General features: G+C 43.6%; 23 protein-coding genes, 1 rRNA gene and 1 pseudogene. 2 read left to right on the top strand and 23 right to left on the bottom strand.

Features of this window, described 5'->3' with window-relative positions:
* Nucleotides 1–10: 10 nt before the first annotated feature.
* From acsD to NCY57_RS05345, 8 genes are all read right to left on the bottom strand, one after another.
* The gene (gene acsD / locus NCY57_RS05380; RefSeq protein ID WP_015525297.1) at nt 11–952 is read right to left on the bottom strand and encodes an acetyl-CoA decarbonylase/synthase complex subunit delta; all 942 of its coding nucleotides are present in this window, start codon (nt 950–952) and stop codon (nt 11–13) included.
* A 172-nt stretch (nt 953–1,124) separates the two neighbouring features.
* The gene (acsB, locus tag NCY57_RS05375) at nt 1,125–3,254 is read right to left on the bottom strand and encodes an acetyl-CoA decarbonylase/synthase complex subunit alpha/beta (RefSeq protein ID WP_250789536.1); all 2,130 of its coding nucleotides are present in this window, start codon (nt 3,252–3,254) and stop codon (nt 1,125–1,127) included.
* A gap of 17 nt (nt 3,255–3,271) precedes the next feature.
* Complete coding sequence (locus NCY57_RS05370) at nt 3,272–4,045, bottom strand: ATP-binding protein (RefSeq protein ID WP_118514473.1); 774 nt, start codon at nt 4,043–4,045, stop codon at nt 3,272–3,274.
* Nucleotides 4,046–4,089: 44 nt separating this feature from the next.
* Nucleotides 4,090–5,982 carry an anaerobic carbon-monoxide dehydrogenase catalytic subunit gene (gene cooS, locus NCY57_RS05365; RefSeq protein ID WP_021650183.1) on the bottom strand — a complete coding sequence of 631 codons (1,893 nt, stop codon included), beginning with the start codon at nt 5,980–5,982 and terminating at the stop codon, nt 4,090–4,092.
* A gap of 117 nt (nt 5,983–6,099) precedes the next feature.
* On the bottom strand, nt 6,100–6,870 hold the full coding sequence (locus NCY57_RS05360) for an ATP-binding protein (protein WP_044960447.1): 771 nt from the start codon (nt 6,868–6,870) through the stop codon (nt 6,100–6,102).
* A gap of 112 nt (nt 6,871–6,982) precedes the next feature.
* Nucleotides 6,983–7,915 (bottom strand): methylenetetrahydrofolate reductase, encoded by a 933-nt coding sequence (locus NCY57_RS05355; protein ID WP_015525303.1) that lies wholly within the window; start codon nt 7,913–7,915, stop codon nt 6,983–6,985.
* 34 nt (nt 7,916–7,949) lie between these two features.
* Nucleotides 7,950–8,132, bottom strand: a complete 183-nt coding sequence (locus tag NCY57_RS05350) for a CooT family nickel-binding protein (protein ID WP_015525304.1) — start codon at nt 8,130–8,132, stop codon at nt 7,950–7,952.
* Nucleotides 8,133–8,196: 64 nt separating this feature from the next.
* Nucleotides 8,197–8,589: a hypothetical protein gene (locus NCY57_RS05345; RefSeq protein ID WP_015525305.1), complete on the bottom strand. Its 393-nt coding sequence runs from the start codon at nt 8,587–8,589 to the stop codon at nt 8,197–8,199.
* A 346-nt stretch (nt 8,590–8,935) separates the two neighbouring features.
* Here NCY57_RS05345 and NCY57_RS05340 point away from each other — a divergent pair, with 346 nt between their 5' ends.
* Nucleotides 8,936–9,763: an aldo/keto reductase gene (locus NCY57_RS05340; protein ID WP_022426672.1), complete on the top strand. Its 828-nt coding sequence runs from the start codon at nt 8,936–8,938 to the stop codon at nt 9,761–9,763.
* A gap of 154 nt (nt 9,764–9,917) precedes the next feature.
* Here the strand turns inward: NCY57_RS05340 and NCY57_RS05335 are convergent, their stop codons facing one another.
* Genes NCY57_RS05335 through NCY57_RS05320 form a run of 4 tightly spaced genes read right to left on the bottom strand, consistent with a single transcriptional unit; the run spans nt 9,918 to nt 14,272 of the window.
* Nucleotides 9,918–10,934: an NAD(P)H-dependent glycerol-3-phosphate dehydrogenase gene (locus NCY57_RS05335; RefSeq protein ID WP_059085933.1), complete on the bottom strand. Its 1,017-nt coding sequence runs from the start codon at nt 10,932–10,934 to the stop codon at nt 9,918–9,920.
* A gap of 12 nt (nt 10,935–10,946) precedes the next feature.
* On the bottom strand, nt 10,947–11,594 hold the full coding sequence (gene plsY, locus NCY57_RS05330) for a glycerol-3-phosphate 1-O-acyltransferase PlsY (protein WP_118753225.1): 648 nt from the start codon (nt 11,592–11,594) through the stop codon (nt 10,947–10,949).
* A gap of 4 nt (nt 11,595–11,598) precedes the next feature.
* A complete protein-coding gene (gene der / locus NCY57_RS05325) occupies nt 11,599–12,924 on the bottom strand; it encodes a ribosome biogenesis GTPase Der (RefSeq protein ID WP_015525309.1) in 1,326 nt (441 codons plus the stop codon).
* Nucleotides 12,887–14,272, bottom strand: coding sequence for a DUF512 domain-containing protein (locus NCY57_RS05320; RefSeq protein WP_118753224.1), 1,386 nt, complete (start codon nt 14,270–14,272; stop codon nt 12,887–12,889). The genes der and NCY57_RS05320 overlap by 38 nt, the downstream gene beginning before the upstream one ends.
* A gap of 144 nt (nt 14,273–14,416) precedes the next feature.
* Between NCY57_RS05320 and NCY57_RS05315 the strand changes: the two genes are divergently transcribed.
* Nucleotides 14,417–15,589, top strand: coding sequence for a ribose-phosphate pyrophosphokinase (locus tag NCY57_RS05315; RefSeq protein WP_250789535.1), 1,173 nt, complete (start codon nt 14,417–14,419; stop codon nt 15,587–15,589).
* Here NCY57_RS05315 and pgeF read toward each other — a convergent pair.
* The 11 genes and pseudogenes from pgeF to NCY57_RS05260 all read right to left on the bottom strand — a co-directional run.
* A complete protein-coding gene (pgeF, locus tag NCY57_RS05310; RefSeq protein WP_173732703.1) occupies nt 15,576–16,421 on the bottom strand; it encodes a peptidoglycan editing factor PgeF in 846 nt (281 codons plus the stop codon). The two genes, NCY57_RS05315 and pgeF, sit on opposite strands and share 14 nt — an antisense overlap.
* An 18-nt stretch (nt 16,422–16,439) precedes the next feature.
* A complete protein-coding gene (locus NCY57_RS05305; RefSeq protein WP_059085938.1) occupies nt 16,440–16,799 on the bottom strand; it encodes a YraN family protein in 360 nt (119 codons plus the stop codon).
* A 45-nt stretch (nt 16,800–16,844) separates the two neighbouring features.
* Nucleotides 16,845–17,600 carry a ribonuclease HII gene (locus tag NCY57_RS05300; protein WP_129975006.1) on the bottom strand — a complete coding sequence of 252 codons (756 nt, stop codon included), beginning with the start codon at nt 17,598–17,600 and terminating at the stop codon, nt 16,845–16,847.
* Nucleotides 17,600–18,457: a ribosome biogenesis GTPase YlqF gene (ylqF, locus tag NCY57_RS05295; RefSeq protein WP_015525314.1), complete on the bottom strand. Its 858-nt coding sequence runs from the start codon at nt 18,455–18,457 to the stop codon at nt 17,600–17,602. The genes NCY57_RS05300 and ylqF overlap by 1 nt, the downstream gene beginning before the upstream one ends.
* Nucleotides 18,458–18,499: 42 nt before the next feature.
* On the bottom strand, nt 18,500–19,108 hold the full coding sequence (gene lepB / locus NCY57_RS05290) for a signal peptidase I (protein WP_110103289.1): 609 nt from the start codon (nt 19,106–19,108) through the stop codon (nt 18,500–18,502).
* A 96-nt stretch (nt 19,109–19,204) separates the two neighbouring features.
* Complete coding sequence (gene rplS, locus NCY57_RS05285) at nt 19,205–19,552, bottom strand: 50S ribosomal protein L19 (RefSeq protein ID WP_015525316.1); 348 nt, start codon at nt 19,550–19,552, stop codon at nt 19,205–19,207.
* Between the two features lie 138 nt (nt 19,553–19,690).
* Nucleotides 19,691–20,566, bottom strand: coding sequence for a methionyl aminopeptidase (locus NCY57_RS05280; protein WP_250789534.1), 876 nt, complete (start codon nt 20,564–20,566; stop codon nt 19,691–19,693).
* Between the two features lie 196 nt (nt 20,567–20,762).
* Complete coding sequence (locus NCY57_RS05275) at nt 20,763–21,926, bottom strand: RNA-guided endonuclease InsQ/TnpB family protein (protein WP_227945600.1); 1,164 nt, start codon at nt 21,924–21,926, stop codon at nt 20,763–20,765.
* A pseudogene (locus NCY57_RS05270) lies at nt 21,856–22,387 on the bottom strand (IS607 family transposase). The gene NCY57_RS05275 and the pseudogene NCY57_RS05270 overlap by 71 nt, the downstream one beginning before the upstream one ends.
* 404 nt (nt 22,388–22,791) lie before the next feature.
* A complete protein-coding gene (locus NCY57_RS05265; protein ID WP_022427325.1) occupies nt 22,792–23,490 on the bottom strand; it encodes an energy-coupled thiamine transporter ThiT in 699 nt (232 codons plus the stop codon).
* 324 nt (nt 23,491–23,814) lie between these two features.
* Nucleotides 23,815–23,924 (bottom strand): 23S ribosomal RNA (locus tag NCY57_RS05260); the annotation flags it as partial.

The raw sequence follows: 23,924 nt of genomic DNA, 5'->3' as shown, positions 1-23,924 counted from the left end.
CTCCTATTTATTACGCAAGTGCTTTGATCAGCTTGGAAATTGTCTTAACAGATTCCGGATGTCTTAAGATAACTGCATCAGAACCAGCTGCAAGATCAGCTGCTGCTGTCTCAACTTCCATGTCGATTCCACGCTCGTCCTGTGGTCCCCATGCCGGCATGTCTGCTTCAGAAGCCATTGCCTCTTTAACATTCCATGTCTCAGCGGATACAGGTGTAATAATAGGCATCTGCAGCATGTTATCATTCTGCCCTAAAGCGGCACCTTTGATACGGTCCATAGTAGATACTACGTACTCATATCCATAACCAACTGCTGCACTACCGATATTCATAACGATCTTCTTAGCATCTACACCAAGCTGTGTAGTAACAACGTTAAGCTGTTTAGCAAGGTTGATATCAACGGCAGACTCAGCGCCTACGATCTGATTGTAAGCAAGACCTGCTGCTGCACCGATCGCTTTGTAGTTCTCCTCTTTCTCGGAAAGGATCAGTGCATTTCTGCCCTGAAGAGCCTCTGCAACCTTCGGAAGGAGCTCTGCATCCTTCTCAACATTCTTGCAGCCCTCTACAACCAGTGGACAGTCAACTGCATCTGCAACTTCTTTAACAACTGCGATCAGCTCATCGATAGATTTGTTAACACCGTTCGGGTCGCCGCCCTCAAGAATAAGTGCAACAAAGTCAGCACCCTCCATAGCTGCAGCTTTCTTAGCAATGTCAGCCATTGTAGTAGCGCCTTCATAGTAAGCTTTGATACCTTCAGATACGCCCTCAAGACCCATATCAGAGATCTCTACACCGATCTTCGGGCAGTTCTCTGACTCTGCGTCAAAGGAATAAAATGGGAATGTACAATCCCCACCAATTGTCACAGTCTTATCTCCGCTTCCGATTGTGACAGCATTAATCTTTGCATTGAACTTTTGTGGTTTCTGATTAAACGGCATTTTTCGTTAGCCTCCTTAAAAATAATAATTAAAAACTACAGAGCTTCTTATATTATACTACATAGCACCAGTTATTGGCAAGATGCAGCACTATATTTCTGTTAAAAAATCAACAAACTTTTTAACAGTTTACAAGAGAAAGGATGTCCGCACATCCTTTCTCCCGGATAAATTACATCATCGGATCAAGTCCGAGAGCCGGATGTCCTTTTTCTGTAAGGAATGCAACCAGTGTCTCTGGATCTTCTGCGATCGTCTCATCACCGATCATGTCTGTAAAGTTATCGATTCCGTAAAGCTCTTTTGCAGTCTTATTAAGTCTGTCAGCTACGAATTCTTTCAGTTCTTTTGGCATCCATACGATACGCTCGATACCGCCCTCAGCCTTCATGAACTTCTTGGAAGAAATGAAATGTTTACCATGTCCCATGAATCCAGGTGTCTGAACTCCACCACCTGTCATGGATGCCATCTCAGGGAAGGTCATTCCAAGTGGTGTCATGCCTGCGTACTCACGGTTGGCAATAACAACACCGTTGGAGAATGGCTCGATACCGCAGATACACTCGAAGCATCCGCAGGAAGTCATCGGATCCTGCATAATGGAGTACAGTGTAACGTGCTCCAGAGCACCCTGGGAGAATTTCTGAACTGCCTCATCTACATCCTCATAAGAACCAAGGTTCTCATCGATCGGACGCTCTTTTGTGATGATCTGGCATGGTCCGTTCGGATCAAGCTGATGTGTAGCTTTTGCATCCAGCCATGAAACCGCACCGCAAAGTCCAAGTCTCTCTGGTGTTACTACACATACATGGCTTGGTGCGAATGCCTGGCAGAGGATACAGCTGTAATATACGTCAACAGACTCATCTGTCAGAGTATCAAGACGCTCATCACGTTTGTCAAAGATCGGGATTGCAACCTCATGACGGATTCTTGTACACTCAGCAGGATCTGTATAAATAACAACCTCACATTTATCAACAACTGCATCGAACTCATTCTTAACAGATGCATAAAGAACTTCACCGATATGTTTGATGCGGAATCCTGCATTAAATGCATCAATGCTGATACGGATACGCTGCATATCACGCTGTCCTGTATGGTATACACCCTCGATACAGTTGATGTAGTTATGGAATTTACGCTCGATAACCGGCTCAAAGTCAGCCTGCATATTCTTACCAGCAACTTTAACAACATATGCGATGCTGTTCTTGCTGCCGAATTCCATCTCATCTACTTCCGGTCCAACGACTGTGATCTTGTGGTCTTCGATCTCAGAAGCATCACAGGTATGTACAAGCTCTGCACAGTCTACACGGGAACCATCGAACTCAACCTGCATGTCTTTACGACGGATGATCTCACCCTCGAATGCAGATGCGAAAGCAACCGGGATATCGATATTTGTGATCTTGATCTTAATGTCACGTGCCTCAAGAGAAGTAGCGTTGAATTTGCTTACATCCTCCTGAACGATAAGGCTCTTCGGTACACGGAAGATGTTCTCTGTCTCATTTGTAACAACCGGGAATCCAAGTGCGATCGCACCTGCACCACAAGCTACGATCACATCATCCAGAGGTTTGAATGCGTTAACGAATGCCGGTACACGATCCATTGTGTATTTCATAAGTGTTCCAGCATCTCCAGGTGTTACATTACCGAAGATCAGAGCTGCACGGATTGCAACGGAAACTACATGGACAACAGATGTAACATCTTTTCCAAGCGGGATAACACGAACGTTAGCGCCTGTCTTCATTCCAGCCTCAGCGACCTGATCAATGATTCCGCCAACCAGTGTTACCAGGATACCCTGTGCCTGATAGCTCTTTACAAGGGCAACACCCTCTTCTGTAGTAGGAGCAGCACCAAGGATAACAGCAACGCCTGGGATATCGCCTGTTACAAGCGGTACACCGAGCTCACGGATCACTGCATCACCAAGATGTCCATAGCAAGGCTCCTCGTAAGGAGTTGCTCCGTCGATGTATTTCAGAACTTCGATGAACTCTGCACAAAGTGCTGTAGCAACACCGGACATGAATGCATCGTTCAGTCTTTTCTCTCTTGTCATAAGTGTTTTCACAACGCCAAGAGCTTCTTTTAATTCTTTTAATGTTGTAACTTTTGTTCCTGTTACAGCATAGTAGCAAGGAAGGCTGTAAGCGGTATTCGGGAAGCTGACAGCTTTGTCTTCGCCATACTGAGCGATCGCGCCGTCAATAGCACCCTCTGTTAAACCATATACAGCATCGTTTCCGCCGAATACTCTATCAAATAAAGTCACTGTAATACCTCCTATTTTTACAGAATTGAATTCTGATCAATTTTGTCTTTGATTTTTCTGATTTCAGCTGTTACAGTTTCACTGAAATCGTAGGGAGATTTTCCCTGACGATCAGCATCTATAACTTCTGTATTGTAGTGGATCATTCCAAGCAGATCCTCCGCCGGGATCTTATTCCGGATAAATTCCTCGTCCTCCGGATTTCTTACCTTATTGGCCACGACCTTAACCTGAGAAACTCCCAGATCCTTTGCAAGACGTTTAACATTCTTATATGTCTGTACGCTTCTTGCCCCTGGTTCGATCACTACAATAAATTCATCCATGCTCTCCGTGGTGCCCCGGCCCAGATGTTCCAGGCCGGCTTCCATATCCATGATCACCACATCATCTCTGTGGATCACAAGGTTATTGATCACTCTTTTAAGCATCACATGTTCAGGACAGACGCATCCGCCTCCACCTGTTTCCACAGTTCCAAGGACAAGCAGCTTTACGCCATTACAGGTTTTTCCATAAGTATCCGGAATATCGTCTACCTTTGGGTTCAGTTTATAAAACTGATTCTGGCTGTTGGCTCCGGTGCGTTCTTCTATGAGCTTACGCATTTTTGAGATTGGAACAATAGAATCCAAGGTTTCCTCGTCAAATCCAAGGGCAAGACCCAGGTTCGCATCCGGATCCACATCCGCCGCAAGGACTTTTTTTCCCTCATCTGCGTATAGTCTTGCAAGTGTTGCTGCGAAAGTTGTCTTTCCTACTCCGCCTTTACCGGTTACTGCTATTTTCATTTTACGTCTTCCACCTTTTATAACATTTTAAAGATCGCAACGGATTAGATTCCTAATGCTGTTCTCTTCTCTTCAATTCTCTCGATCATAAGATCAACTAATTTCTCGATGTCTGTCTCTACTGTGTAAGCAGCACCTGTCCATTTTCTTGTTCCCTCTGTAAGAAGCTCGCACATTTCTGAAGAACCGGAAACATATGGATCAACACCAAGGAATGTATCAATACCAGTACCAACTACGTAGTTACCGATGGATACAGCTTTTTCAGACATCCACTCAGGAGCACATCCTACTACAGGAAGCTGATTGATCTGAAGTCCTGCATCTTTTGCAAGTTCAGCAGCCAGGATCATCATACGGGAGATATCTACGCAGGATCCCATATGAAGTACTGGTGGGATATCAGCCAGCTCACAGACACGTTTCAGACCTGCACCGCAGAGATCTCTTGCGGATTTGTCCATCAGACCAGCTTTAGCAGCTGCCTGTGCGGAACATCCGGAAGCGATGATAATGATATCATTTGCGATACACTTCTTCATCAGTTCGATATGTGCATAGTCAGGACGGATCTTAGGATTGTTACATCCAACCATAGCAACAGCACCACGGATAACACCGGAAGTGATGCACTCAAGTAATGGTTTGGTTGTTCCTGTTACATCAACCTGAGAGTTTGTAACACCATCAAGAACTTTAACGATCGCTTCTACTGAATAACCAACAGTAGCTTTCTGTTTCAGCTGTGGGATATGTACAAGCTCAGGTTTTCTGTTCTTGAAGTTATCGATAGCCATCTTAACGATTGCTTTTGCATTTTCTCCTGCTGTCTCAGCGTTGAATCTGATAAATTCAGAATCCGGCATCTGAGCGATCGGAGAAGTTGTAACAAATTTAGTATGGAAGCATTTGCTCAGAGGTCCTAATGCAGGGAAGATACACTGAACATCAACTACGATCGCCTCGCAGGCACCTGTCAGCACTACGTTCTCCTGCTGCAGGAAGTTACCAGCCATCGGAACACCACGACGCATAGCTACCTCGTTAGAAGTACAGCACACACCGGAAACTGTGATTCCTTTTGCTCCTACAGATTTTGCATAATCGATCATTTCTTTGCTGTCTGCATACTCACAGATCATCTCAGAAAGACTCGGATCATGTCCATGTACAACAATATTTACGTTCTCTTCAACCATTACTCCAAGGTTAGCCTCTGTATCAATCGGCTTCGGAGTTCCGAATAATACATCAGAGAACTCTGTTCCCATCATGGAACCGCCCCATCCATCAGCCATGCCGCAACGAATAGACTGTTTTACAAGTGCTTCCGGAAGAGAAGAACATCCCATATGACTCATATGCAGAGAACTTGCAACCTCACGGTCGATAGCACGTGGTGCGACTTCGTTCTCGATCAGTTTTTCTTTCTGTCCTGCTGGCATTCTGTCAAGGAATCTCTGATATCCGAACGGTTTACCATATTCCATAAGACCGATCTCAGCCATCTCATGAGCCAGATCATAGATATCCTTGCCTTCTGTTTCCACGCCCCACTCTTTGGCGATGCGAAGCAGTTTCTCAGGATCTTTTACCTGATAATTTCCGCCCTCTTTTGCACAGTACAGTGTATGGCAGATCTCACGACCATGATCGGAGTGAGTAGCTGCACCACCGGCTGTAAATTTAAGGAAGTTTCTTCCTACGATACCATGAGCATCACATCCACAGATTCCTCTCGGAGCCTTCGGTGTAATACGACACGGTCCCATTGCACAGATACGGCAGCAGATACCCTGCTCACCGAATTTACAGTGCGGAGTCTGGTTCTTTGCACGGATCTGCCATGCATCTGCTCCTACCTTTGCACCTGTCTCGAGAAGACGGGCTGTAGCGGCTTCAAATTCCTCCACTGTAGTTAATTTGAATTCACTCATTATAGACCTCCTTTAATAGCACATCTATTTTTATTTTTCTTTTTATAATAAGCCCAGGGCAGGAACCCATCCCCACCCATGGGTTATTCTCTTTTATAAAAAAAGGTTTATATTCCATTATAAACCTAATTTATCAAAAATTTCAAAAGCTGCTTTTCTCATCGGATTATCCTCAGGAAGAGTAACGGTTGGTTTACCATCGCAGTCATATTCATAAACTGCCTCATCCTGTGGTACCACACCGATCAGATCGAGACCCTGATTCCGGATCTCCTCAAGGATTCCTGGATTCAGTTCTGCTTTTGGCGCGCGGTTGATAATAAGACCCACTCTGGAAGGCTTCATATCGCATTCCTTAATAAGTTCTGCGATCCTGCCAACTGCCTGTACACCTCTTCTGGAACAGTCACTTACAAGGATTGCTGTCTCCATGCTCGGAAGGATTCCTCTGCTGATATGTTCCATCCCTGCTTCATTGTCCACAACAATATATGGATAATTCTTCTGGTATTTGGCAAGCTGTGCCTGAAGCAGACCGTTTACAAAGCAATAGCATCCTTTTCCCTGGGTTCTTCCCATTACAAGAAGATCGTAATCATCTTCCTCAGCAAGAGCATCCTCGAAACGTACCTCTGCATAATCTGCCTTGGACATTCCTTTGGGGATCGGGCTTTTCTCTGTCATCTCAGCATGTGCGATCTCCTCACGTACATCGCCAAGAGTTGTATCTACTTCTACGCCAAGAACCTCGTTCAGATTTGAATTGGCATCTGCATCTACCGCCAGTACAGGTCCTTTTTTCTTTTCGCAGAGATACTGGATCAGCATTCCGCATAATGTAGTTTTTCCAACGCCGCCTTTTCCGGCGACTGCAATAACATGTGCCATAAAACGGGCACCTCCTGATTTTATATCTGTTATGCCGGCGCATAAGGGAGGTGCCTGATACTGTTCTGGCACCTCCGCATCGTGCCGGAATTCTTATTTATTTCGTTGATGATTAGATAAGTGTACGAAGTCCGGATCTGTCAATGATCTCGGATACGTCTTTCCATTTGTTTAATGCATAAAGATGGATACCGTCAACACCAAGAGCGCGATACTCATCGATCTGTCTGATGGTGTATTCGATTCCTTCTTCTTTGAATCGTTTAACCTTGTCCTCATAGAACATGTCAAATGGTTTACCATCAGCATCTTTAGCGTTAAACGGATTCGGGAACAGCCAGTTCCTGGAGATCAGCCTGCAAAGCTCACTGTCCATTACACAGCCGTTACGTGAAAGAGCCATATTAATGGTAGCTGCCTGGTCCAAGATCGGCATCACGCCAACATCTACAGGCATTGTCACCCCAGCCTCGCGGATAGCGTCCAACCAGTATTTAAACTGTTCCATATCCCAGCAGAGCTGAGTCATGATATAATCAGCACCATTGTCCTGTTTCTGTCTCAAAACAGCAATATCAGCCTCCAAGCTTCTGCATGCGATATGGCCTTCCGGTGAACCGGCTACTGCGATCTCAAACTTATCGCCAAATTCATTACGGACAAATTTAACAAGGTCTGTCGCATAATTGAAGTCTCCGCAGGTCGTTGTCTCACCAAGCGGAATATCTCCGCGAAGCGCCAGCATATGGTCAACGCCATCTGCCAGATACCGTTCCAACTGCTGTCTGATTCCTTCTTTTGTGTTCTTGATCACTGTGAAGTGTGTTACAGGAATAGTTCCTGCATTCCTGATCATCTGGCATACTTCCCTGTTGGCTCCGACATTTCCGCCGCCGGCACCGTATGTACAGGAAATATACTCCGGTCTATACTTCATGAGATGTTCAATGGTTCCCGGCAGATTTGCCATGCCTTTTTCTGTCTTTGGCGGAAAAAGTTCAAAGGAAAGCAACATTTTTTCTCTCATTGCTTCAGATAATTTCATCGATCGTCCCTCCACATCTTACGTTTTAATCATATCAGTTACACTGCAGTTTCACGATGCTGTTTGCAAGATCCACCATAAGGATACTGCCTTCTACCACGCGCTCATCTCCCATGATATCTCGAAGGATCAATTTATTTCCGTCCACATCGATCCGGCTTACATTCTTAAAGATCACAGAATTATCTTCTTCCTTATATACTGTTGCAAGACACATAATCATTCCTCCAAATAAGTGGCATCATTTAACCACTATGCTGTCAAAACTATTCTGTCGGTTTTTATTTCAACTCTTCCTTAACAAGTGTAAGGGCAAGTCCAAGTCTCATATTGCCTTTCTGAAAATCTGCAACTGCCTCTTTGATCGTCTTCGCAGCTGCATCCATGTTAAGCTTCTTAAGATTGTCAGCCATCTGATCAAGTTCTGCGGCATGATGCTCATTATGCTGCAGCATGTAGGTAAGAAGTGCTACAGTCTCATTCTTGCAGTCACCGCTCTCGCAGGAACCGCAGTGTCCATCACCGTGTGTATGACAATGGTTATCTCCTTCCGCATGGCTGTGTGTATGGCTGTGAGTCACACCGTCCTCATGGGTGTGCTCATGTGTATGTTCATGGCTGTCTGCATGTCCATGCTGAACAAGATTGCCATTCTCATCTTTGATTAAATGCATAAATACCCCTTTCCTGTATCCGCCGGGCGGACACTCTCATGACAAGAATTTATCAATTAAATTTATTATACATCTTTTCACTGTTATTATCAAGAAAATAATTATAAAATATAGCCAAAATTATATGCTGTTTTTCCTATTTTTCCAAAAACTTTGACAGTAAATTAACTCGATTGTTTCATTTTTAACGAAGTTAGTCTCTTCAAACCACAACTTATTACCCAGTCTGCGCGTCTGTCCAACTCTAAGCTTTATCACTTTTGTAATATAATTGATGTGATTCTTTCATATTTTTGTGCTATAATAGCAAAAGCATGGAAAGCAGAACATACAAGGAGGAATTATTTTGAAAGAAACTGTTTTTCTGAACAACGACAGAGAAATGCCTCTTCTGGGGCTTGGCGTATACAAGTTGCCCGATGACGTACAGGCCGAAGCAGCAGTCACTTCTGCTATTTCCGCCGGCTACCGCATGATCGATACCGCTTCTGTTTATAAAAATGAAGAAAGCGTTGGACGTGCCATTGCCAAATGCGGAGTTCCCAGAAAGGATCTTTTCATCACCAGCAAAATCTGGAACAATGCGCAGCGTCTCGGCGATGTCCAGGGAGCTTTTTCCCGTAGTCTCGACCGTCTGAAAGTCAGTTATGTAGATCTCTATCTGATACACTGGCCGGTTCCCGGCTGCTATTTGAGCACCTGGAAAGAGCTGGAATCCATTCTGGAATCTGGACGTGCTTTAAGTATCGGCGTCAGTAATTTTGATATCCGGCATCTGGAAGAACTTCGTAAGATATCCGGGGTTATTCCTGCTGTAAACCAGATTGAGTGCCATCCTTTGTGTTACCCTGCTGAACTGATCGAATACTGCAAGGCTTTCGGTATTCAGGTACAGGCTTATGCTCCTCTGGCAAGAGGTGCATATTTTGATAATGATGTAATGTGTGTTCTGGGGACCAAATATGCCAGGACTCCTGCACAGATCGGGCTTCGCTGGGCAATACAGAAGGGAATTTCTGTCATTCCGAAATCCATCAACCCGGAACGAATCCGCAGCAATGGAAACATCTTTGACTTCAATATCGAGGATGAAGATATGGCGATCATCGATACACTGAACGAAGATCTGCATACTTCTCATGTTCCAGAAGATCTCCGTGATATTCAGTTTTAATTTCCATAATAATGCAAAAAAGATATCTGTCAGAGCATAAGTGATCTTCTGGCAGATATCTTTTTATTTTTTCTTTTCAGTTGATACGGCGATCCTGTTATTCCCAGCTTAGCATTTCACATATCTGAAACCCGGAAATATTTAACTGATCCGCTCACGCATTTTCCCACGGGAGCATGGGCGTTTCCACTTTTTTATCACGCAGCATCAGGTCCATTACTGCTTCCGCTGCTGATTTTCCTTCAAACAGTACGCGGTTCACTTCCGTTATGATAGGCATCTCCACCTCATATTTCTCCGCAAGCTCTCTTGCAGCTCTTGCAGAATAAACGCCTTCCACAACCATCTGCACTTCTTTCATAGCTTCTTCCATCGTATATCCCTGGCCGATCAGATATCCGGCCTTTCGATTACGGCTATGCTTACTTGCACAAGTCACGATCAGGTCGCCGATCCCGGACAGGCCGTAAAAGGTTTCCATCTGCGCCCCCATTTTTTTACCAAGTCTTCCTATTTCCGTGATTCCCCTGGTGATCAGTGCCGCCTTGGTATTATCTCCATATCCAAGGCCGTCGGCAGTACCTGCTGCCAGTGCGATCACATTTTTCAGTGCTCCGCCAAGTTCCACCCCAAGGATATCCGGTGTTGTATACACGCGGAACACAGGGCTCATAAAAATACTCTGAAGGTATTCCGCAGTTTCCTGTGTATGTGCGCTGATCACGCAGGTTGTAGGAAGTCCGCGTCCTACTTCTTCCGCATGGCTTGGACCGGAAAGTACAGCTACATTACCCTGCGGGATTTCTTCTTCGATCACCTCGCTGAGTGTTTTCAGTGTCTTTTCCTCAATACCTTTTGCAACATTGACGATCTTCTGGTCCCTGCATACAAACGATGCCATCTTGTGTGCAGTACTCCGGATATACGGGGAAGCTACTGCCAGAACTGTTACATCCACATCCTTAAGCGCACGCTCCAGATCTGTCAGGACATCGATTTCATCCGGAAGCCGCACCCCCGGAAGCCTGTCAGGATTTTCTCTTTTTTCCCGGAGTTTCCGGGCATTCTCCGGTCTTGCTGACCAAAGAAGGACTTCATGGCCATTATTATGCAACAGGAGTGCCAGGGCTAATCCCCAGCTCCCCGAACCCAGTACGCTGATTTTTGCCATAAATCTTACCTCTTATTTTTTATTCTTACTGCTTAAAAACACCTTATTCTCTGTTCCATGAAACAATCTTACAATGTTTGCCCTGTGTCTGTAGAACGCCATTGCTGTAAGAACTACCATCACGATATAAAGCTCAACAGTATGCGCCTGATCCATCCCATATTTTCCCATATGTCCAAAAACCAGGACCAGGATAAAAGCCACCGCATATGCACTGAGAGAGCAAAGCGATACATAATGAGTTGTAAAGAACAGTGCAAAAAAGACAACTGCACATACAATAAATATCCGCCAGTCAAAAGCAATGATCATGCCTACAGAAGCAGCAATTCCCTTTCCACCGCGAAATTCCATAGAAATCGGAAAATTGTGGCCAAGGATACATCCCAATGCTGCATAAAGGGTAAGGAGCGGAAGGATACTATTCATGGAATTTCCATAAACCATTCTCACGATCACAATAGCCAGTACACACTTCAGGCAGTCTCCCAGCAGGGTGATCGCTCCCGCTTTCTTTCCAAAGGTCCGGAAGGCATTCGTAGTACCCGCATTCCCGCTGCCATGATCTCTGATATCTGTCTTGTGGACTTTTCCAATAATATAGCCTGTCTGAAAAAGCCCGCATACATAACCGATAACAAGACAAATAATACGTTCCATACTTTTATTCCTTTTCCCCGCGTTCGCGGATGATAAATTTCAGGGAAGTTCCGGAAAATCCAAATGCATCCCTGATCTTGTTCTCCAGATATCTTACATAGGAAAAATGCATCAGTTCCTTGTCATTGACAAAGATAACAAATGTCGGCGGTTTTACCGCAACCTGTGTCATATAGAAGATCTTCAGTCTTCTTCCTCTGTCAGACGGCGGCTGCTGAAGAGCGACTGCCTCAGAAAGGATCTCATTAAGAACACCTGTCTGGATACGAAGTGTCTGATTTTCGATAACTGTATCGATATTTTCGAAAAGCTTTGGAAGTCTCTGACCTGTTTTTGCAGAGATAAAGATGATCTGTGCATATGGCATAAAGGAAAGGATCTGACGGATCTTTTCCGTATGCTTGTAGATGGTCTTGTCATTTTTCTCAATGGCATCCCATTTATTTACCGCTACGATGATACCCTTTCCTCTGTCATGAGCGATTCCTGCGATCTTAGCATCCTGCTCGGTAACGCCCTCGGAGGCATCGATCACAACTACAACCACATCTGCACGCTCTACAGCTGTCACAGTACGGATAACACTATAGCGCTCGATCTCTTCTTTTACCTTACCCTTGCGTCGAAGTCCTGCAGTATCGATAAAAATATAATCTTTTTTGTTCCAGGTAACCTTTGTGTCAATAGCATCACGTGTGGTTCCTGCAATATTGGATACGATCACACGCTCCTCTCCAAGAAGCTTGTTGATCAGAGAAGATTTTCCCACGTTCGGCTTTCCTACAATGGCGATCTTCGGAATATCATCCTGATCTTCCTCTTCACTCTTATCCGGGAACTCTTTGATCACCTCATCCAGCATATCTCCAAGGCCTTGTCTGTTAGCTGCGGAAATCGGGATCGGTTCTCCGATTCCAAGATTGTAAAACTCATATACGTCCATCATATATTTCTGGTGGCTGTCTACCTTGTTAACTACAAGACGTACCGGCTTGCCGCTGCGGCGGAGCATATCTGCCACCTTGGCATCGGAATCCACAAGACCCTGGCGGACATCTGTGATAAAAATGATCACGTCTGCCGTATCAATGGCGATCTGTGCCTGCTCTCTCATTCTGGAGAGGATGATATCGCTGCTGTCCGGCTCGATTCCGCCTGTATCGATCAGAGTAAATGTCCTGTCAAGCCATGTGACATCTGCATAAATCCTGTCACGGGTTACTCCTGGTGTATCCTTTACTATGGAAATATTGTCACCTGCCAGAGCGTTAAACAGAGTGGATTTGCCTACATTAGGCCTTCCCACTATCGCTACTACTGGTTTGCTCATAAATCTGTCTCCTTCTTGTTTGTTTATGTTCCGGAGGGTTGATCACAGCTTTCACCAGATCACGTCCTCCTGTGTCTACGATTACAATTTCTGTGTTCAGTGCTTCCGAAAGCTCTTCCAGCGTCATGTCATCCAGAAAAATCTCCTCATCACCTTTCAGCATGCTGCATGGGATCAGAAGCTTCTCTCCAAGGTCAAGACCGGAAAGCTGCTCTTTCAGATCCTGCCCTGTGATCAAACCGGACACTGTGATCTTTTCACCGAAAAAACGATTCTCGATGGTTGTGACCGAAATCTGCACATTGGGATATTTCTTCTGGATTTCTTTTATATAGCGTGCGATAAAAGGCGCTGCCAGTTTTCCTGTGGCGATCCTGCCTGTCACCTTACGGTCGTCACCGGAAAGCCCCTCCAGCGTTTCTTTTACTTCCGTTTCCAGAAGTCTGAGCATTCCCACGCCATTCTCAAGCTGCAGATATCCATCATATTCATCCTCACAGGGAAGCTCCCTGTCTGCCAGAATATACCATTCATCTGAAGCATGGATAAAATGGATCCCGTATTTCTCCATCATGATCTTCTGCCAGCGTTCGATCTGCCCCAGGACTTTTTCAGCATCTTCCTTATTAAAAGGCTCCAGAGGATAGAGACCTTTTCTGTATTTGGTAAGTCCTACCGGTACAACAGAAACGCTCTGAAGGACCGGCGCATAAGCGGAAAGCTTTTCAAGGCTGTATTCCAGCTCGTCTCCGTCATTGACACCCTTACACAGTACAATCTGTCCATTCATGGTGATTCCTGCATTGTACAGCATATCCACCTTATCCAGAGCCTTTCCTGCAAAACGGTTATGCAGCATTTTACACCGGAGTTCCGGATTCATTGCCTGAAACGAAATGTTGATCGGTTCCAAATGATAGCGGATCACACGCTCAATATCCTTCTCGCTCATATTGGTAAGCGTAACATAATTTCCCTGAAGAAAGGAAAGCCTAGAATCATCATCCTTAAAATACAGCGTCTCACGCATACCTGGCGGCATCTGGTCAATAAAACAGAACATACACTTATTTGAACAGGAGCGATAGTCATCCATCAGTCCTCCGTTCTCAAATTCTATTCCAAGGTCTTCCTCATATTCCTTCTCTACCTCCAGCTCCCACTCTTCGCCATCAGGCTTCTCTACCAGAAGCACCACGAGCTCTTCATTCATGAGATACCGGTAATCGAAGACATCTTCCACAGGCTGTCCGTTTACAGACACAAGTCTGTCTCCCGGCTCCAGCCCCAGCTCCTCGGCAATACTGTCGGGCAGCACCCTGGAAATCATATGCTTTCTTACTTTCATCATTATCTCCCTTTTCTATCCCGTATATAATAACAACTTTGCTCTTAAAAATCAACACTTTGAGAAAACACCTTGACTGACACGTGGGTCTGATGTTATAAATAGACTGAGAATTTTTAATGACATACACTTAGGAGGAATATTATGCCAAACATAGAATTGCTGGAAAAGTCTATGCCTGTTGCCCCGATCCGAATCGCCGCACTTGCCGGATGCCGCGAACTGGCCGAGGAGGTTGACAAAAAGCTGGTTAAATTCCGTAAAGAACTTGTAGCCGCCAAGAAATCCACCATCATCCCACAGGGATATGCAGAAAAATCTTTCCTTGTAGACTGCGAATGCCCACGTTTCGGAACCGGTGAGGGTAAGGGTTATATCAAGGAATCTGTCCGCGGAACAGACCTTTATATCATGGTAGATGTGACCAATTACAGCCTTACTTACAGCGTATGCGGTCATAAGAACCACATGTCTCCGGATGACCATTACCAGGATCTGAAGAGAATCATCTCCGCTGCCACCGGTAAAGCACACCGTATCAACGTTATCATGCCATTCCTTTACGAGGGACGTCAGCACAGACGCACCAAGAGAGAATCTCTTGACTGTGCACTTGCACTTCGCGAGTTAAGTGCCATGGGTGTTTCCAACATCATTACTTTTGATGCTCATGACCCACGTGTACAGAACTCTATTCCGCTGAAGGGCTTTGATAACTTTTTCCCCACATACCAGTTCCTGAAAGCATTGGTCAAAAATGTCCCTGATTTCAAGCTTGACAATGATCATCTCATGATCATCAGCCCGGATGAAGGTGCCATGTCCCGTGCTGTATACTTCTCCAATATCCTTGGAGTCGATATGGGTATGTTCTACAAACGCCGTGATTACTCCACCGTTGTCAACGGAAAGAACCCGATCGTTGCTCACGAATTCCTCGGAGATTCCGTAGAGGGCAAAGACGTTGTCATCATCGACGATATGATCTCTTCCGGAGAAAGCATGCTGGATGTTGCCCGTCAGCTCAAAGAGCGTAAAGCCGGACGTGTATTCGTCTGCACAACCTACGGTCTGTTTACAGATGGCGTAGCCAAATTTGATGAATATTACGAAAAAGGCTGGCTGGACAGAGTCATCACAACCAACCTTAACTATCGTATTCCTGAGCTTCTTGACCGTCCATACTATATCGAAGCAAATATGAGCAAATATCTTGCAAGTATCATCGATATCATCAATCATGATGTATCTGTCGAGAAGGTTCGTTCCAGCAACGAAAAGATCATGGATCTCATGAAAAAAGTCAACGAACAGTAATAAATGCTCCCAGGTTTCCACGTTTCCCGTGAGAAGCCCTGTGTGAGTAAAGAAAGAGCGGATTACAGCAGGTGCAGATGCCCGGCATTGAGATCCGCTCTTCTTTTATGCCTGCATCCAGAAAGATCCTTCGGTTCGCCTCCCACAGATTCAGCTGGTATTTCCCATCTGGTTTTCTGTAAAAAAGCACATCCCAGTATTTTTCTTCAAACGCCTCTCTAAACTGATCGATCACATCTTCACTGACTTCATAGCAATCTTGACAGATAGAAGGACCAATGGCTGCATAAAGCTCTGAAGGATCTGTCTGAAATTCCTCAGTCATCTTCTCCACCGTCACTTTTCCGATCTTTCCTACAGTACCTCTCCAGCCGGAATGAGATAATCCCACAGCTCTATGTACCGGATCTATAAAGAAAAGTGGTACACAGTCCGCATAAAACGTTGCCAGCACCAGTCCCGGCACATTGGTGATCATTCCATCCACATCTGTATAAGGTCTTGGTTTTGTAATCCCATTTCCTCTGTCTTCTTCCGTGACCACACGTACATTGGTGGTGTGTGTCTGATCAGAGGTTACGATATCTTCCATGGAAAATCCCATAGCAGCAGAAAGTCTGCGGTAATTTTCCCGCACCGCAGACTCTTCATCCCCTCTTGTGAAGCTTAAGTTCATAGATTCATAAATCCCCTGGCTTACTCCTCCCAGGCGGGTACTGAAGCCATGTACGATCCCGGGAAATTTCTCAAAAGCAGGATATGTAAGCCAGGTAACCTTGTTCTTCTGATTTATATTCATTAGCTGTTTATCTTTATACCATTTTATTTTCATCTTATGTGACCAGTCCTTTCAACTGCAAAAATCAAAAGCATTTTTTATCCAGTGGATGTTCTCTCCATCAATTCCTACTACGTCAAAACGGCAGGGAGGCAGCTCCCGGTATCCATGTGCAATCAGATAAAACATTGCCACTTTGCTAATGATCCTCTGTTTTTCTCTCCCTACCGCTGAAAAAGGACTTCCACTCTTTCCGTTCTTTCTGTATTTCACTTCAACAAACACCAGATATCTTCCATCCTGCGCAACAAGATCGATCTCACCACTTCGGCAGCGAAAATTTCTTTCCTTGATCTGCAGCCCCTTTTCTTCCAGGAACGCTGCAGCAATTCCTTCATAATAGCTGCCCTTCTGTCTTCTATTTTCCTTCAGATAAACAAAACCTTTCTGTTTTTGATGTCGGTATCTTAAGTATTTTTATACAAAATGTGTGATAAACGTTTTTCTATGTATCGGACTTGGTCCATATTTCTTCAGTGCTTCAATATGCGCTGCAGAACCATATCCTTTATTGGAAGCAAATCCGTATTCCGGAAGAACCTTATCATATTCTTCCATCATCCGGTCTCTGGTCACTTTGGCAACAATACTTGCTGCCGCAATGGATACACTTTTTGCATCACCTTTGATGATGGGTACCTGCGGAATCTGGATTTCCGGTATGGTAACCGCATCGTTCAAAAGCAGCTGTGGCTGTACAGAAAGCCTGCTCACTGCCTGGCGCATTGCCTCATAGGTTGCCTGCAGGATATTGATCTCATCAATCCTCTCCGGGCTGGCCATTCCGATTCCAACAGAAACTGCCCTCTCCAGGATCACATCGTACAATTCTTCTCTCTTCTTAGCTGTAAGCTTCTTAGAATCATTCAGCCATAAAATATCGCAGTCTTTCGGAAGGATCACCGCACAGGCGACTACCGGTCCGGCAAGAGGGCCTCTTCCCACCTCATCGATCCCGCAAAGATATCCAAGATGCTCATATTCATGTTCATATTTCTTCATGCTCTCTGTACGTACACGCTCATCCTCCAGAGCCTGAAGCTTTTTGTGATACTGCTGGATCAGTTTCTGTACACCGCTTCTCTCATCATTTTCATAATGACGAAAAAGGGCGTTATATTCGCCCTCCTTCGCTGACGCAAAACGCGCCTTGATATCTTTCATTGTTTCCATTACGCTTCCTCCGGTCCTTTTGGAAACTCCAGAGTCACTTTTCCCAGTTTTCCGGAACGAAATTCTTCCAGCAAAAGGCGGGATGCTTTCTCATAATCAAGCTCTTCGCCCTTTTTCAGACATCCTCTTGCTTTCGCAACTGCAGTAAGAATATCCAGCGGTTTCAGCTCTTCTTCTACATTGTATCTCTCTCTGATCGCTGCCGGATAAAACTCCTGCAGATATCCGATCAGACCCAGGGCAAGTTCTTCGATGTTCAGAATATCGTCCTTGATCGAACCGATATAGGCAAGACGCATTCCAACTTCCTGATCTTCAAATTTCGGCCAGAGAATTCCAGGGGTATCCAGAAGCTCCACACTTTTATTCAGACGTATCCACTGTTTTCCTTTTGTAACTCCTGGTTTATTACCGGTCTTGGCACAGGCTTTTCCTGCAAAGGTATTGATAAATGTTGATTTTCCAACATTAGGGATTCCTGCAACCATCGCACGTACCGGACGGTTTTTGATTCCTCGTCTCCGGTCTCTCTCTGTCTTTTCCTTACATGCCTCTGTGATTGCCGCAGAAACGGCCTTCATAGATCCCTTATTGCGGGAATCAATACTTACCGCATAGATTCCTTTTTCTTTGAAATATTCCATCCAGGCACGGTTCTGTCTCTCATCGGCAAGATCTGCTTTGTTGAGAAGGATCATACGCGCCTTGTTTTTTCCCAGCTCATCAATATCCGGATTTCGGCTGGAAAGAGGAACTCTTGCATCTACAAGCTCAATGATCAGATCGATCAGCTTGATATCTTCCTGCATCTGACGCTTCGCCTTCGTCATATGGCCTGGATACCACTGTACGTTCATAATTCACCTCATTTATCTATACTTTAATCTGTTTACTTTAATCTATTTTATAAAACCTATTTTATTTTTCGGAGAAACTGTAAACCAAACTTTCCCGACAATGTACTTCTTACTGATATTTCCGATATCGCTGAAGCGGCTGTCCTCACTGTTATTGCGATTATCACCAAGGACAAAATATTCCCCGCTTTCCAGAGTTATAGCACTATTTGCAAGTCCTCCATCTGTCATATCCTGATAAGCTCCGTTTTCTTCATAAACCTTGCCGTTGATATAGATCTTCCCGTCTTTAACCTGAACAGTCTCCCCGGGAAGTCCGATCACACGTCGGATATGCAGGGCTGCCGAGTCACTGGCGCTTGTTTTAAAAACGATCACATCTCCACGTTTTGGTGAACTGATCTTATATAAAGCCCTGTTTACAAAAAACTTTTCACTTACAGAATACGTGGGTTCCATGGCACTTTCCTGCAATGTCACAGTCTGAAATGCAGAGATCGCAACCAGCACAGCAAAAACCAGGGTCACAATAATTTCAAACACCCATTTCACGATTCCTCTTGTCCTGTCATCACGAAGCTTCTCCCTTGCTTCGGAAACAGCTCTGTTTTCCTTCAGATTTTCGATATTAATCTTCTTATTTAATCCCATATTCTATCCCCTGTATGTGTCTTTACACGCATACGCACTGATGTAAAAAGAGGGACAATAGCAAATGTTATTGTCCCTGCCTCTTTACTTATGAAATTATTTTACAAGCTCTTTAACCTTAGCTGCTTTACCTACACGATCTCTCAGGTAGTTCAGTTTCGCACGGCGTACTTTACCATGACGGATAACCTCAACCTTAACTACATGTGGGGAATGAAGCGGCCATGTTTTCTCAACACCAACACCGTTGGAGCTCTTTCTTACTGTGAAAGTCTCTCTTGTGCTTCCACCCTGTCTCTTAAGTACTGTACCCTCGAAGATCTGAACACGCTCACGTGTTCCCTCTTTGATCAGTGCGTGTACTCTTACTGTGTCTCCTACGCGGAACTGCGGTACTTCAGCTTTCAGCTGAGCGGACTCAATGTTCTTAATAATTTCGTTCATTTCTTTCTCTCCTTAATTATACTGGATGTTCTTAATACACATATTGTAACAGAGGACCATCTTTTTTCACAACATATGTGATTATACACTAGATAACTTCTCATTGCAAGGACTTTTTTTCCGGATTTTCGATGGATTTTACCAGCAAAGGACCTCATGTCCTGTTTCTGTGACAAGGACCATGATCTCCCACTGTGCCGATGGCAGACCATCCTCTGTCCTCACTGTCCAGTCATCGATCTCATCTGTATAGATTTCATCAGATCCCATATTGACCATTGGTTCAATAGTAAAGATCATTCCTGGTACCATGAGTACACCTGAATCTTCCTTAGATGTGTAGCTTACCCATGGATCTTCATGAAACTCAAGACCTACACCATGTCCGCCAATTTCTCTCACAACTGTATAGCCGTTTTCCACTGCATGTTTGTGTACAGCACTTCCCATATTTCCGATCGGTGTCCATGGTTTTACCTGTTCAAGGCCAAGCTCTATGCATTCTTTTGTCACACGGACAAGCTTCTCCTTCTCCGGACTTACCTGTCCAATACAGAACATACGGGAGGAATCAGAAAAATATCCCTGATAAATGGTGGATACATCTACATTGACAATATCACCTTCTTTTAAGACAATTTCTTCATCCGGGATTCCGTGGCATACTACCTCGTTGATAGATGTACATACGCTTTTTGGAAAACCTTCATAATTAAGTGGTGCCGGAATTCCGCCATGACGTACTGTTTCTTCATGTACCCAGTCATCAATCTGCTGTGTCGTCACGCCTGGTCCGATATGCTCTGCAACATAATCAAGAACTGCAACATTGATCTTGCAGCTCTCTTTGATCTTCTCGATCTGTGCAGGTGTCTTGATCAGATCATGGTCAAGAACTGCATACCCCTTCTTTTTCATGAGTTCTATTTTTTCATCAAATGCTTCATGACATTTTTTATATTTTTTTCCGCTTCCACACCAGCAGGGATCATTTCGTTCAATTTTTTTAGACATCTTTTTCTTCTGCCACTCAAAATATGTGTAAATATACTCACATCGAGATAACGTAGACTCTCACGAGTTCTACTTACTGCTTCACCGTGTATGTTTTTGATTGACCGAAATCATATCTACTCACAAGTTCTTGTACACTCCGCAGTCGTAAATTCCCGAAAATAGCCTTCGGTACATACTTACGTTTGCGTTTTAGTTATGCAACTTCGTAAGTTATTGCATCTCTCAAATTAAGTGCAGCATTGAGATCTCTGTCTTCGACATAACCGCAACTGCATTTGAATATTCTATCTGAAAGCTTTAAATCTTTTTTGATAGCGCCACAGCAGTGACAGGTTTTAGATGATGGATACCATCTATCTACTATTCGAAGTTCGATCCCATTTTCATTGCATTTGATTTGCAGCTTTGTTCTAAATTCATAAAACTTTTGTGATGCAACTGCTTTTGAAAGATGTCGATTCTTCATCATACCATTTACATTTAAGTCCTCGATCGTTATATAAGATGGCTTGGTTTTCACTATCTCAGTGATTGTCTTGTTAATGTAATCAGTACGGATATTATCTATCTTATGATGAAGTTTCTGTACCTTGAGTTTTTGTTTTTGTATATTCGCCCTTTGAGTGACTTCTCCTTTCTTTAGATTTTCATACTTATGGGAGAGACATCTCTGTTCCCGAATAAGTTGTTTCTCAAGCTTTTTCAGTCTTGCTGACTTGTTGATGTTCTTATAAGTCTTACCATTAGAAACAATGGCAAAATCCTTTAATCCCAAGTCTATGCCAATTCCTGCATTGGAATTATCAGCAATCTTGTTATCAGAAATTTCTACAAGAACTGAAACATAGTATCTGTCAGCTTTCATTGAGACCGTGCCACTTTTAACCACATATCCGTCTTTAGTTGTTGGAATATATCCTTTTTCTTTGATACGGACCCAACCAAGTGACGGAATATTGATTCTATGCCTTTCGCAACGACAATCCTTTGGATTATTCTTTACAAAATACATCTTTACATCAGATCTGCCTTTCTTTTTGAACTTAGGAAAAGCACTCTCGTGATTGAAAAATCTTGTAAAAGCAGTTTGTCCATTATTTACTGACTGTGTTACTGCTTTTGAATAAGCTTCCTTGATCCACGAATACTCCGGATGCTCAGAAAGATATTCATTGTTAAGCCAGACTCTAAACCTGTTACTGCTCATAAACTTTTCACCGTTGTTGTAAAGTTCTTTATTATGGGCAAGATAGAAATTATAAATAAATCTACAAGTTCCTATCGTCTTATGAATCTTGACTTTCTGTTCCTCTGACGGATTTATTTCCGTCTTGAAGCTCTTTAGCAATTTCCACATCCCTTTCTATTTGTTTTTTATACTTACGAAGTCCGTACAACCTGCAAGAGAACACATGGAGTATTGAAACAATATCCTGCACGAGGTTTTGATTTTTTGTTCCATCACTTCATCTAATAATTCGTTCCACTTTTACGATTGTAATTAAGGCCACTTCCATAATCTTCAATACACTGGTCTACAATAATACCTTTGGCATTACAAAACTGTCGTAAAAATGCAACCTAGTTTTGTAAATCATCTTTTTGATTTCTTGTAGATACCCTGGCATAAATAACTACCTGACGTTGGTCATCTTCAGTACTTATTCCTTTGAATTGCAGATATTGGTCATAAGTGTAATAACGTCTATCAGTTGGAGTTCGGTTTGCCTTTAGAGTTCCGTCTCTATCCCAACGCTGTAATGTTTTTACAGATACACCTAACAGTTCAGCAAAATCTTTTGGCTTGTAATTTGTGATATTTGATGTGTTCATAATAATTTACTCTTTTGAGTACTTTTAAACACATTTGATCACATTAGTCAACAAATTTGATTACTTAAGATATTCTCCTTTTCGCAACTGTATGGCTGCTTTTTCTTTTGTATTTTATATGTTCAGATATGTTATATCTGTCTGAAATATTTTAACCGAATCAAAGAAGTCTCCTATGTGGTTGCGAAAAGCAATAAACTGTAGGTGGGGACTTGCCTTCATCCGTTTGAATGGGAAATTATTCCGCCTGATTATCATAGCACAACTTTCTTTAGGTGAAAAGTATTCTTTGTGTTTTTGGTTTGTTTTATATAACTTTTTGTGATTTTTCAATAAAAAAAGATCGTAGTAGCTTGAACGATCTATTTTTATTTATGTGTCTGTATTAATTATTTTTCGGTGGCTGCAGATTGTCGGTTTCCACCAGTTGCCATTATTCGCATTCGCCCAAGTGCACGGGATACTGCCGGAATAGAAATTACTACGATCGTCAGTACACCTTCCAGAAGAATATAACTGTAATTGTAAATAATCGGATACAAAGCTGTCAGAGACTTCGGGAAATTATCCGGCATATAATCCATCCAATAAAGATATCCGCCAAGTGCATGGAATGCCCCTCTTGCCAGAATTGCTAGTATGTATGCTTTAAGAAGACCATGTTTTCTGGATTTTGTAAATAATCCGGAAAGCCCCATGGCTCCAAATGCCAGAATGTAATCACAGCATACCTGAAAAAATGAAAGGACATATGGCTCCTGGAGGAACTGAAAAATCCCATATACAAGACCGGTAAGAATTCCTACCTTAATGCCATACCAGTAACCGATCAGAACAATAAACAACATACTGAACAAGGTCACAGATCCGCCAAATGGCAGTTTAAATATCTTAATGTAGGAAGTTACATATGCAAGTGCCAATGCTACTGCACAGGTAACCAGCTGCTGTGTGGTAAATTTTAATGCAGATGTGTTTTTCTGAAGTAATACTGCTACCAGAATTATCAAAATCAGGACTGCAATAACAGATACGGCATATCCTGCCGTTGTGAGACCGCCTTCGGCAGTCACAAGAAAATTAAACATACTCTTTTCTTTCCTCCTTACGATGAAATTGCCCAAATCAAGTTCAAAGGTCAAAGCCTGCACCTCCTCACAGCCTGGTCAGGCTCCTTTGGTCTTACCTATTGTAGCATATGGAAAAAGAGATGTAAATGGTGGGAGATGTATGATTATATATAATAAAAACAGGAGAAAAATCCATGTACTGATTTTTCTCCTGCTTTCCTCTTTCCCTTTGTACCTTAAAAACTACATACATGCTTTGTTGATGGTTAATCAAACTTTTTGAATCAAATTTAACCTGCGTACCGATACTACAGCGGGGGGTATCCCCGCTTCCTCGGCTGGTTGGTCAAGCCCTCACCCGATTAGTAACAGTCAGCTCCATGTGTTACCACACTTCCACCTCTGCCCTATCTACCTCGTCGTCTTCAAGGGGGTTTACTTCATAAGAATGG

Origin of the sequence: Blautia sp. MB18-30, assembly GCF_023669475.1 — a bacterium.
Classification (GTDB): Bacteria; Bacillota; Clostridia; order Lachnospirales; family Lachnospiraceae; genus Blautia_A; species Blautia_A fusiformis.
This window is presented reverse-complemented; position numbering and strand designations above follow the sequence as displayed.

Coding starts and splice junctions, on each gene's coding strand:
- NCY57_RS05360 (WP_044960447.1), bottom strand. CDS start 6,870: ATGGCACATGTTATTGCAGTCGCCGGAAAAGGCGGCGTTGGAAAAACT.
- NCY57_RS05350 (WP_015525304.1), bottom strand. CDS start 8,132: ATGTGTCTTGCAACAGTATATAAGGAAGAAGATAATTCTGTGATCTTT.
- NCY57_RS05300 (WP_129975006.1), bottom strand. CDS start 17,600: ATGGAAACAATGAAAGATATCAAGGCGCGTTTTGCGTCAGCGAAGGAG.
- acsD (WP_015525297.1), bottom strand. CDS start 952: ATGCCGTTTAATCAGAAACCACAAAAGTTCAATGCAAAGATTAATGCT.
- rplS (WP_015525316.1), bottom strand. CDS start 19,552: ATGAACGAAATTATTAAGAACATTGAGTCCGCTCAGCTGAAAGCTGAA.
- NCY57_RS05355 (WP_015525303.1), bottom strand. CDS start 7,915: ATGAAATTATCTGAAGCAATGAGAGAAAAAATGTTGCTTTCCTTTGAA.
- ylqF (WP_015525314.1), bottom strand. CDS start 18,457: ATGAACGTACAGTGGTATCCAGGCCATATGACGAAGGCGAAGCGTCAG.
- pgeF (WP_173732703.1), bottom strand. CDS start 16,421: ATGAAAATAAAATGGTATAAAGATAAACAGCTAATGAATATAAATCAG.
- cooS (WP_021650183.1), bottom strand. CDS start 5,982: ATGAGTGAATTCAAATTAACTACAGTGGAGGAATTTGAAGCCGCTACA.
- NCY57_RS05315 (WP_250789535.1), top strand. CDS start 14,417: ATGCCAAACATAGAATTGCTGGAAAAGTCTATGCCTGTTGCCCCGATC.
- der (WP_015525309.1), bottom strand. CDS start 12,924: ATGAGCAAACCAGTAGTAGCGATAGTGGGAAGGCCTAATGTAGGCAAA.
- NCY57_RS05275 (WP_227945600.1), bottom strand. CDS start 21,926: ATGTGGAAATTGCTAAAGAGCTTCAAGACGGAAATAAATCCGTCAGAG.
- NCY57_RS05345 (WP_015525305.1), bottom strand. CDS start 8,589: ATGCATTTAATCAAAGATGAGAATGGCAATCTTGTTCAGCATGGACAT.
- lepB (WP_110103289.1), bottom strand. CDS start 19,108: ATGGGATTAAATAAGAAGATTAATATCGAAAATCTGAAGGAAAACAGA.
- NCY57_RS05370 (WP_118514473.1), bottom strand. CDS start 4,045: ATGAAAATAGCAGTAACCGGTAAAGGCGGAGTAGGAAAGACAACTTTC.
- NCY57_RS05280 (WP_250789534.1), bottom strand. CDS start 20,566: ATGTCTAAAAAAATTGAACGAAATGATCCCTGCTGGTGTGGAAGCGGA.
- NCY57_RS05320 (WP_118753224.1), bottom strand. CDS start 14,272: ATGAAAGTAAGAAAGCATATGATTTCCAGGGTGCTGCCCGACAGTATT.
- NCY57_RS05335 (WP_059085933.1), bottom strand. CDS start 10,934: ATGGCAAAAATCAGCGTACTGGGTTCGGGGAGCTGGGGATTAGCCCTG.
- plsY (WP_118753225.1), bottom strand. CDS start 11,594: ATGGAACGTATTATTTGTCTTGTTATCGGTTATGTATGCGGGCTTTTT.
- NCY57_RS05265 (WP_022427325.1), bottom strand. CDS start 23,490: ATGTTTAATTTTCTTGTGACTGCCGAAGGCGGTCTCACAACGGCAGGA.